A 10,316-nucleotide genomic window follows, 5' to 3' on the forward strand; every position below is an offset into this window, starting at 1 on the left:
TCGGCGTCGACGTCGACGCCGGGAAGGTCGCCGCGCTGCGCGCGGGCAGGGCGCCGTTCCATGAGCCGGGGCTGGCCGCGCTGCTCGCCCGGCACACGGCGAGCGGGCGGCTGCGGTTCACCACGGCGTACGAGGAGGCCGGTGCCTTCGGGCAGGTGCACTTCGTGTGCGTCGGCACACCGCAGCGCAGGGACTGCGACGGCGCGGACCTGAGCTGCGTCGAGTCGGCGTTCGCCGGGATCGCCCGGCACGCGCGCAAGGGCGCCCTGCTGGTGGGCAAGTCGACCGTGCCGGTCGGCACCGCGGCGCGGCTCGCCGACGAGCACGCCGTCGAGATCGCCTGGAACCCGGAGTTCCTGCGCGAGGGCTTCGCCGTCGAGGACACCCTGCGGCCGGACCGGCTGGTGTTCGGGGTGCGCACCGGGCGGGCGGAGCGGCTGCTGCGCCAGGTCCACGAGCCCGTGCTCGCCGCCGGGACGCCGCTGGTGGTCACCGACTTCGCCACCGCCGAGCTGGTCAAGACGGCCGCGAACTCCTTCCTCGCCACCAAGATCTCCTTCATCAACGCGATGGCCGAGGTCTGCGAGGCCGCGGGCGGTGACGTGCGGAAGCTGGCCGAGGCGCTGGGGTGCGACGACCGGATCGGCCGGGCGTTCCTGCGCGCCGGGGTCGGCTTCGGCGGCGGTTGCCTGCCCAAGGACATCCGGGCCTTCGCGCACCGAGCCGCCGAGCTGGGTGTGGACCTGGGATTCCTGCACGCGGTGGACGCGATCAACATGCGGCGCCGGGACCGGGTGGTCGGTCTGGCCCGGGGGCTGTGCGGCGGGACCGTCCTCGGGGTGCGGGTGGCGGTGCTGGGCGCCGCCTTCAAGCCGGACTCGGACGACGTCCGCGACTCGCCCGCGCTGAACGTGGCCGCGCGCCTCGACCTCGACGGCGCCGACGTGACGGTCTACGACCCCGAGGCGATGGACAACGCGCGCAAGGCGTTCCCGCTGCTCGGCTACGCCCTGTCGGTGGAGGAGGCGTTGCGCGGGGCCGAACTGGTGCTGCTGCTGACCGAGTGGCCGCAGTTCCGGGAGCTCGACCCGGGACGGGCGGCGCGTCTGGTGTCCCGGCTGCGGATCGTGGACGGCCGGGGTGTCCTCGACGCGACCCGCTGGACGGCGGCGGGCTGGCGGTTCCGGGCGCTGGGCGGTCCTCCGCCCGACGAGGGCGAGGGGGGGTGACGGACGGTCGCCGGGGCGGTGCCCTTCGGTGACGACGGGGCCTAGCGGTCGGCCGCCGCCGAGGCCTGGACGACTCCGCGCCGGCGGATCTGCCGGAACGCGAACTCGGCGAGGTCGTCGCCGGTGCGGAACACCTCGGTGTCCTTGGCCGTCACGTCCTTGCCGCTGGGGAAGCCGGCGAGGGTGAAGCAGGCGTACCGCCATAGGAGTTGGTGGTGAGTGGCAGGCGCGTCGGCTGCGGGTCCAGGGGCAGTGACAAGGCCACCCCGGCCGGAGACCGGCCGGGGCGGTGCGGGACGTGGGCTATGCCTTGGCCAGGATCTCCTTCAGGGCCGGCAGGAGGAAGGGCTTCAGGGTCCTCGAGTACGACGACGTGATGTGACTGTTGTCGAAGTAGACGACCTGGTCGCCGATGACCGCCGGGCACACGCCCGCGGAGCAGAACGCGGGCGTCGTGTCGATGATGTCCGCGCCGTACTTCTCGGCCACTTCCCGCTCCATGGCGCGGAACTGCGTGTACTCCAGGGCCTGCCACTGCTTGCGGTTGCAGAGGGTGATGTTGTCGATGTGCGTGGCAAGACAGTCGGGGATGTTCCGGCCGGGCTCCGGGGTGTCCGTCATGTAGACGAGCTTGGCGCCGGTCTCCTTGAACACCTTGAACGAGGCCTCGGCGCCGGACCGGTTCGCCTCACGGCGCGCTCGGTCGGCGATGACGAGGACGTCCGGGTGGATCTTCCTGAGCTCCGCGAAGGCCGACTGGCGCCAGCTGTCGCACTCGGTGTACTCGCGGTTCACCTGGGGATTGATGATGTGGTAGATCTGCGGCGAGCAGCCGCCCTTCGACATGGTCACCACTCGTACGCCGAGTTCCTTGCCGACCTCGTCGTAGGTGTCGCTCCACTGCCACGCGTGGGAGTCACCCATGAGGACAAGGGTCTTCGAGCCCTTCGGGTCGCCGGCGACACAGCCGTCGCGCATCACGAACTTCGTGACGTCGAAATTGTCGATGCAGCCGTGCTTGGCGGAGTTCTTCGGTGTGCTCTGCAGAACGCTCTGCACCGCCGCGGAGAGCTGTGTGCGGTGCACGGAGGCCTCGACCGACGCCTCGCTGGTGTACCCGACCGCGACCGTGCTCGACGAGGGAGCGGTCGCCAGGTGCAGCGGGACGATCGCCGCCAGGACCATCGACCCGGCCGTGCCCGCGGTGGTGAATCCGCCGGTGAAGACACCTTTCCAGGGACGGGTCACCAGCGACACGTTCTTCTTGAATTTGCGCTCGACGGCATAGTGCAGGACGACGGCCACCAGGAACGAGAGGACGACGACGCGCATCCGCTCCGCGAACGCGAAATCCCGGTCGGTGATGGATGGCCAGAGCACCAGGAGCGGCCAGTGGGTCAGGTACCAGCCGTAGCTGACGTTGCCGACGAAGTCGAGGACGGGATTGTCGAGCAGCCGCTCCGCGCCGAACCGGGGATTGGCGCAGCCACCGGCTATGACCATGACGGCGCCGATGACCGGGCCGGCCACCGCGTAGCCGGGCAGCGGCGTCTCGTCGGAGATGAGCATCGCGGTGACGAGCACGGTGCCGAGCCCCAGCCACGAGATGACCGCGGCCAGGCCGGTGTTCATGCGGGAGACGAGCGGAGCGGCGAGGGCGAGCAGGACGCCGCAGGTGATCTCCCAGATCCGGGTGTGGGTGCTGAAGTACGCGAGCGGCTGGTTCTCGGCGGTCTTCGACCAACCCAGATAGAACGATCCGGCGATGACGGCTGTCAGGAGCAGCGCGACCAGGGCGCGGTTGCGGAAGATCTTGCGGCTGATCCAGACCACCGCGACGAGGAAGATCGGGGCGGCGACGTAAAACTGCTCCTCGATGCCCAGCGACCAGAAGTGCTGGTACGGGGTCTGCGATCCGTCGTTGGCGAAGTAGTCGGTGCCGTTCTCGACGAGGCGCCAGTTCAGGAAGCTGAGGGAGGCGCTGAGGCCGTCCTCGATGTAGGAGCGGAACCTGAGCGGGCTGCCGTATATCCATGCCAGGACCGCGGTGCCGACGATGACGAGCGCCATGGGCGGGGTCAGTCGCCGGAAGCGGCGAGCCCAGAACTTGGTCAGGGACACCCTGCCCGTCTTGTCGATCTCGGCGAGGAGCTGGCCGCCGATGAGGAAGCCGCTCAGCACGAAGCTCACGTCCACGCCGCCGTGGATGTCGAGTATGCCGCAGTGCATGCTGACCACCATCATGATGGCCACGGCGCGCAGGCCCTGAATGTCCGGCCGGTACTTGCGAAGACGCTCCGTCTGCGCGGCCGTTGAGCGATGGCGGGTCACGGTTCTCCCAGTTGCTGTTCGGTCAGGCCGTTCGGCAGGCAAACGAGTTCAGTGGACCGTCGGGCAGGCGACAGCGGTGCCGCTGACGCGCACTCCCTGGGTGGGGATGCGGATGCCGCACGACAGCCGGAGCTGGGCGGGCAGCTCGTTCTGCGCGCCGACGTGCGAGTGGCAGCCCACCACGACCTCGCGGAGGAGCGATTCGCTGCCGATCGAGGAGTCGTGGTCCACCACGGACTCGTGGATCCGTGCGCCCTCGGCCACCGTGACGCTCGCGCCGATGATGGAGCGGTCGACGACCACGTGCGGACCGATGACGGCACACGGGCCGATCGTCGAGCCGCCGGTGACACGGGCGGTCGGGTCGACGACAGCCGTGGGATGGACCAGGGCCTCGACCGGCCGCGGCACGAGGGGAGAGGTCGCCTTGCCGGTGACCAGGTCGGCGGAGCCGTGGACGAAGGCCAGCGGCGTACCGAGGTCGCGCCAGTAGTCCTCCGTGGTGTGGCCGAACACACGCCGCCCCTGGGAGACGAGCTGCGGGAAGGTCTCCTGCTCGACCGAGATCTCGCGGTCGGCCGGGATGGCGTCCAGGACGGACCGGCTGAAGACGTAGCAGCCGGCGTTGATCTGGTCGGTGACGCACTCCTCGGGCGTCTTGGGTTTCTCGAGGAAGGCCAGCACCCGGTCGGATTCGTCGGTGGGGACCAGACCGAACGCCCGCGGGTCGGGAACCCGGGTGAGGTGCAGGGTCACATCCGCTTCCCGGTCCTCGTGCCGCGCCAGGATGGCGCCCAGGTCCACGCCGGACAGGATGTCGCCGTTGAGGACGAGGACCGGCGCGTCCGCCGAACCGCCGCGCAGCAGATGCGCGGCGTTGCGGATCGCACCGCCGGTGCCGAGCGGGACGTCCTCGACGGCGTAGGAGATCGCCAGATCCTGGGAGAAGACCTTGAACTCCTCCTCGAAGAGGCTGGCGAGATACGAGGTGGCGAACACCACGTGCTCGACGCCCGCGTCCATCAGCTTGGCCACCTGGTGCCGGATGAACGAGTGGCCCGCGACGTTGAGCAGCGGCTTCGGAGTGTGGTTCGTCAGCGGGCGCAGGCGAGTTCCCTTGCCGCCCACCAGGATGATGGCTTCTTGCATGATTGCCTCCGCTCGGTCAACTTGCGGTGTCGGTGCCGGGGCCTGCGTAGCCGGAGCCGAAGCAGGTCTTGATGGCCTTCTCGGTGAGGGGGCGTCCGGCGAAGTCGAGCCGGGAGGCAACCTTGTCGTCGGGTCTGGTGTTCGGGTCGTCGTCGAACCAGAGCGACCACCAGTAGATGCCCTGCATCTGCCTGTCTTGGACGACCTCGCAGACGGCCTTGTACCAGTTGGCCTGCACCTGGGGGTTGACGGTGCGCTTGACATAGAAGTCGCCGGGAGCGTGGTAGGCGCCGTTCATGGCGCCGATGCCGGTCTCGGAGACGAGGATGTTCGGCAGCGGGCCGGTGGCCTTCTTGTCGAGCCAGTCGTTCCAGCCCGCGACCAGGTCCTTGACGGGTGCGGTGTCCGGCACCTTGATGGGGAAGTAGGCGTCGACGCCGAGGTGGTTGACCGGCATGTTGATACGGCCGGAGACGTAGTTGTCCCAGTTGGCGTTGTAGGAGACCTCGCCGGAGAAGTTCTTCTCGGCGTAGGTGACCAGGCTGTCCCAGCCCGGGTCGCCCTCCAGGGAGTTGAGTTCGGTGCCGATCACGAAGGTGTTCGCCTTCGTGTCTTCGGCCGCTTCGAGATACGGGGTGATGAACTGCTTGTACGAGGCGAACCAGGCGGAGCGCGAGGCGGGCTCGATGTTGCCACGCCAGCCGTTCCCCTGCTCCAGGGACCCTTCGTCCATGATCGGGCGGATGGTGGTGCGGAAACCTGCGTCTTTGAACACCTTCAGCACCCGCGCGAGTCGCTCCGGGGACGGTGTCTTGGCGCCGGCCGAGAGCTCGTTGGACGTGGGGCCTTGGATGAAGAAGGGGAAGGAGACGGACACCGAGTTCGCGCCGAGACCGATGAGGTACTTGGCCTGCTTGCGGGCTTGGTTCTCGATGAACGTGTCGGACCGCTTCTGCTTCTCCTCCTCCCAGTAGAGCTGCACGCCCCACTGCGCCATGCCCTTCTTCCAGGGCTTGGCGACCTCGAGAGCGTCGGTGGAGGACTGAGAACCGGGCGGGGAGGAAGCCGACGCCGTGTCGGCGGCACCGTCCTTCGGGGTGGCGGAGTCCTCGGCGCCGCCTACGACGATCTTGGGCATGGCCGAGCCCGACTCCCAGCGCACCGGATGGTCGCCGAGGACGAACGGAGCACCCAGCACGATGGTGAGGACGGTCACCGGGAAGATGGCGAGCAGGGGAAGTCGCGAGCGCATGTCAGTTGTCTTCCGGGCGGTCAGGCGGGCTTGGCGATCACGACGAACTTGTTCTCCTCGCGCCGGACGAACCTCAGGAAGCCCTTGAAGCCGCCGAGTCCCTCCAGCACGGAGAAGACAGGGATGAGAGCGACCACGACGATCGGCTCCCACCACTTGCGCCGGCCGCTGACCGACGCGAGGGCGTTCAGCCGCAGACCTTCCCAGTACGTCCAGATGACGTAGGCGAAGTTGAGGGCCCACAGGATGACCACGGACTGGGTCACGGGCGAGGTGTTCATGTCGTTGATGAGCCAGCCGAACAGCAGCACGGCGGCGATGTGCTGGAGCGGTCCGAGGATCCAGGTGGCCACACAGATCGACAGGAACCAGCGGTAGCGCAAGGGCACGGCCTTGTTGCAGCAGAGCGCCACCAGGCCCCAGGCCCACCGGTCGCGCTGCTTCACGAAGTCGGCCGAGGAGGCGGGGGAGGCGCCGTAGCAGCGGCCGTTGAACCAGTCGCTTCGGCCCGGGTACATGCGGCAGAAGGTCAGGGCGAGGCGGGCATCCTCGACGATCTCCTTGGGGCCGAAGTCCCAGCCGATGGTGGCCTCGACGGAGGCGCGCAGCACCAGCAGCTCGCCGTGCACACCGGCGGCCGGAGTGCCCATCCCGGTCAGCGCGCGGAAGCGGGCGATGTCGTCGGCGGGGCGCACGGCGTCCGCGAGCCAGGTGAAGCGGTTGACCGCGTTCTCGCGGGGGTACGTGAGGATGCCCTGGGCCATGTGCTTGGCCTCGTCGGGGTGGGCCCGGCGCTGCCGGTTGATGAACTGGGCGAGCGAGGACGCGGTGTCGGGGCCGACGCCGGTGTCGTCGTCCATGTGCAGCACCCATACGTAGTCGAGGGCCTCGCCCTCCGCGATGCGCAGCTCGTGGGCGTAGTGGTTGGCGCGGGCCTTGAAGCGGGTGCCGTTGGCCGGGACGTAGTCCTTGGGAACGGTGATCACCCGGATCAGCGGGTGGGAGGCGGCGAGCCGGTCGATGTCCGCCGCCGCCTCGCAGCCCTCCTCGGTGAGGATGTCGACCCGGAGGTACGGAAACCACTCCGGCATGTGCTCGACGTACGAGAGGACCGAGCGCTCCAGCGCGGGGTAGGTGTCGTGCCGTCCGATGGTCGGGCACAGGACGATCAGGAAGTCCTCGTCGGCCGGAGCGGGAGGGGTCATCCGGTCGCTCTGGCGGACCCTGCGGCGGATCAGCAGGGCACCCTGGATGCCGACCATCACGCCGACCACCGGCAGGGACCAGACGATGGTCAGCACCCAGCTCAGCGCCGACGAGCTGGACCGGTAGGTCCACAGGCCGAAGGCGACCAGCAGAATGAAGGGCAGCAGGAACGGCAGGATTCCCGGCCTCCAGGCGGCCGTGCGCTCCGCCAGTTTCGCATTGTGCCGCGAATGCGGCGCACTCCCGTCGACGAGTGTCGATGCCATGACGACTGCGGAACTCCCGTGAGATCGGACGGCGCGTCGAGGCGGCAGCGATCTCCGTCACGGCGCATGTGCGCGCACCGTGACGTTCCTTTCAGGTTCCTGCCCCCCGACGCCTTCATCGGCGTCTCGGCCACTCACCGCTCAGATGCCCCCCCCGGGCGCCCAAACCACTGGCCGAACGGAACCCTGATCCTTACACGTATGTTCGAGGTAAGGAAGTGGTAAGAGTTATGTGTGTTCAAGGTTTAACCAAGCGGATGCTTGATCAGTGATGTCCATTCATCGGCGGTCAACACTCGGGGGGATCCGTAGGTCCGCTTCACGTCGTCCACAGTGTTCCTGTGGCGCGGCTCGGAGAGGTTGTCGTGCGACAGCGCCTGGCCCCATACCGTCCACAGCACCCATGGTGTGTGGGTCAGGGTCCGCGGCTGGTGCGCGTTGAGCGGTACGTGGAAGGACTCGGCGAGGATCCGTGGCCTGGCGTACCGCTCCAGACCGCGGTACCAGACTTCGGTCCAGGCGCCGCCGCCGAACGGCCGGGCCGGACTCCCGCTGTAGTCGTCGACGCCCACGACGTCGACATGGTCGTCGCCCGGGTAGTAGTCCCAGGGCGGCCGTCCGTAGGAGCCGTCCCAGGAATTCGGCGCCCAGACGAAGATCAGGTTGTGCAGACCCCGGCGACGCACCAGGAAGTCGTACGTCAGCCGCCACAGCGTCCGGTACGCGGCCGGATCCTGCCCCGCCCACCAGAACCCGTGGCCGGGCGCGGTGTTCATCTCGTGGTACGGCCGCAGCAGCACCGGTACGCCCTGGTCGGCCAGGTAGCCCAGATGGTCGGCGAGAAAACCCAGGTCGCGCAGCAGCGCCCCGTGCTCCGCCGTGCCCTCGGTGATCACCCGGCCGAACCAGGCGGAGTCCTTCGCACCGGGGGAGTTGCGGTGCAGCGTCTGCGGGAAGCCCTTGACCGGGCTGCCCGGATACGGCTGATGGAAGGAGAATCCGACGAAGCCGGCCGGGGCGCCGCCGTTGTGCGGCAGGGCGACCTCGGTGCCGGAGGCGCAATCGGTGTGCGTGCCGGAAGGGCGGTACGAGCCGTCGGCCGCCCGGGGAAGCCCCGCCCACAGACCCACGGCTAGGTCCACGGCGTCCTCGGTGTACCCCCACATGGGCCGGCAGCTCGGCCAGGCGCGGGAGTAGGACCGTGCCTGGCCCACCGCCCAGCCCGGCCGGCCGTAGCCCGGCCCCAGATCGAGCTCGACGAAGGCGGGCAGGCGGCCGGTGATGTCCCGGGCCTTGCGGTAGTAGTAGCCCGGTGGCTTGGTACCCCGGTAGTCGCCGTATGCCGCGTTGTACCGCTCGTTGTGCAGCTCCACGTGCTGCCCGATCACCGTTCGGCTCGGTCGGCCCCGGCGCGCGTCGATCTCCAGTCCGGCCAGCAGTGCGTACACGCGGCGGGCCGCGGGGGTGGCGTCCGGATCCCGGTGCCGCAGATCGGTGGGTACCTTCCGCGGGTTCTTCGGCCAGGCCCACACGGCCAGCGGCGTCAGCAGCGCGGCCCCCGTGACCGCACCGAGCATCTTGACCCGCCCTCGCATACGCACCGTGCTAGATCCGTTCCACGATGAGCCATGCGGCGGTGACGCCGATCCCGGTGCTGCGGGGCCGCCCCCGGCCGGTGTCCCGACCTGTGGATCCGCCCGGTCCGGAGCCTTGTGTGCCATCGATACCGAAGGTGCGCGGCGTGGTCATGCGGTCCTTCCCCCGAGGGCAGGTGTCGAACCAGTGTCCGATCGGTCACTGATCGAGGGAGGGTCTCACACGGCTGTGCCGGGCAGGACCCGGCTACCCCTGGGCCGCCGCCGAGGCCTGGACGACTCCGCGCCGGCGGATCTGCCGGAACGCGAACTCGGCGAGGTCGTCGCCGGTGCGGAACACCTCGGTGTCCTTGGCCGTCACGTCCTTGCCGCTGGGGAAGCCGGCGAGGGTGAAGTAGGCGTACCGGCCGTAGGAGTTGGTCGTCGAGCGGCACACCGCGCCGTCGCAGAAGGCCTTGACGCCGCTGCCCGAGAGCGGCTTGACGATGCTCTTCTTGTCGGCCTGCCCCTTGGCCTTGAGGGCCTGCGCCTCGCTGTCGAAGACGGCGACGCCGACCGTGGCGGCGATGCCGTCCTTGGTGTAGGTCACGCGGATCAGGCGGGTGCACCCGTTGTCGGTGAGGACCTTCGCGAGGGTGCCCTGGACGGCCGTGGCGCAGCTCTTCGTGTCGGCCGTGGGGCCCTTCTTGTAGACGTTCTCGCCCACGGTCAGCCGGGCGCCCTGGAAGAGATTGCTCGGGCTGAGGGGGGCGGTGTCCTTCTTGGCGCTGGATATGAAGTCCTTGGGATCCAGCGGGGGCGGCGCGGTGGTGGGCGCGAAGGACGGGGCCGTGGCCGAGCCGCTCGGCAGGGTGGCGGTGGCGGGCAGCCGGGAGGCCGGCTGCCCGGAGGCGTCGTCGTCGCTGTTGGCCGACACCACCGCCACGGCGACGGCCGCGCCCACGGCGACGGTGGCCAGCACGCCCCCGCCGACGAACAGCAGCCGGCGCCGCTTGTTGCGCGTCTCGGACGCCTCGGCGAGCGCGGCCCAGTCCGGAGTCTGGCTGTCGCTCCCGCTGTTCCACGACTGCTGAGAATGTGGTTTCCAGGGATCCCACTGGGACTGCGAGCCCCCCTGCCCATAACTCATGGGGCGCATCTTAGACGGGGGCCGGAGAGCGCCGGCGTCCCCCGCTGCGGGCCGCCGAGCACCTTCGGTGCAGGCCGGTACAAAGCGGAGCCCCGGCGAGGAACGCGGCGGCGGACCGTGCCCGGGCGTTTTCCGCCATCGCCGGGGCCCCGCTTTGTA

7 protein-coding genes are annotated in these 10,316 nt (G+C 69.4%); 1 reads left to right on the top strand and 6 read right to left on the bottom strand.

Annotated elements, in window-relative coordinates; genetic code table 11:
* Positions 1 to 1,229: UDP-glucose dehydrogenase family protein (locus BZY54_RS36740; protein WP_107419924.1), on the top strand; the 1,229-nt coding region annotated here is incomplete at its 5' end.
* Positions 1,230 to 1,532: 303 nt separating this feature from the next.
* Here the strand turns inward: BZY54_RS36740 and BZY54_RS36750 are convergent.
* The 6 genes from BZY54_RS36750 to BZY54_RS36775 form a co-directional block, all read right to left on the bottom strand.
* Positions 1,533 to 3,560: an acyltransferase family protein gene (locus BZY54_RS36750; RefSeq protein ID WP_086729646.1), complete on the bottom strand. Its 2,028-nt coding sequence runs from the start codon at positions 3,558 to 3,560 to the stop codon at positions 1,533 to 1,535.
* A 48-nt stretch (positions 3,561 to 3,608) separates the two neighbouring features.
* The gene (gene manB, locus BZY54_RS36755) at positions 3,609 to 4,709 is read right to left on the bottom strand and encodes a mannose-1-phosphate guanylyltransferase (protein WP_086729647.1); all 1,101 of its coding nucleotides are present in this window, start codon (positions 4,707 to 4,709) and stop codon (positions 3,609 to 3,611) included.
* Positions 4,710 to 4,725: 16 nt separating this feature from the next.
* The gene (locus BZY54_RS36760; RefSeq protein WP_086729648.1) at positions 4,726 to 5,961 is read right to left on the bottom strand and encodes a glycoside hydrolase family 113; all 1,236 of its coding nucleotides are present in this window, start codon (positions 5,959 to 5,961) and stop codon (positions 4,726 to 4,728) included.
* A 20-nt stretch (positions 5,962 to 5,981) separates the two neighbouring features.
* Positions 5,982 to 7,433 carry a glycosyltransferase family 2 protein gene (locus tag BZY54_RS36765; protein ID WP_086729649.1) on the bottom strand — a complete coding sequence of 484 codons (1,452 nt, stop codon included), beginning with the start codon at positions 7,431 to 7,433 and terminating at the stop codon, positions 5,982 to 5,984.
* Between the two features lie 245 nt (positions 7,434 to 7,678).
* Positions 7,679 to 9,028 (bottom strand): glycosyl hydrolase, encoded by a 1,350-nt coding sequence (locus BZY54_RS36770; RefSeq protein ID WP_158103972.1) that lies wholly within the window; start codon positions 9,026 to 9,028, stop codon positions 7,679 to 7,681.
* 247 nt (positions 9,029 to 9,275) lie between these two features.
* A complete protein-coding gene (locus BZY54_RS36775; RefSeq protein WP_086729651.1) occupies positions 9,276 to 10,157 on the bottom strand; it encodes a hypothetical protein in 882 nt (293 codons plus the stop codon).
* Between the last annotated feature and the right edge of the window lie 159 nt (positions 10,158 to 10,316).

Source organism: Streptomyces carpinensis, from assembly GCF_002154505.1.
In the GTDB taxonomy this organism is placed as follows: Bacteria; Actinomycetota; Actinomycetes; order Streptomycetales; family Streptomycetaceae; genus Streptomyces; species Streptomyces carpinensis.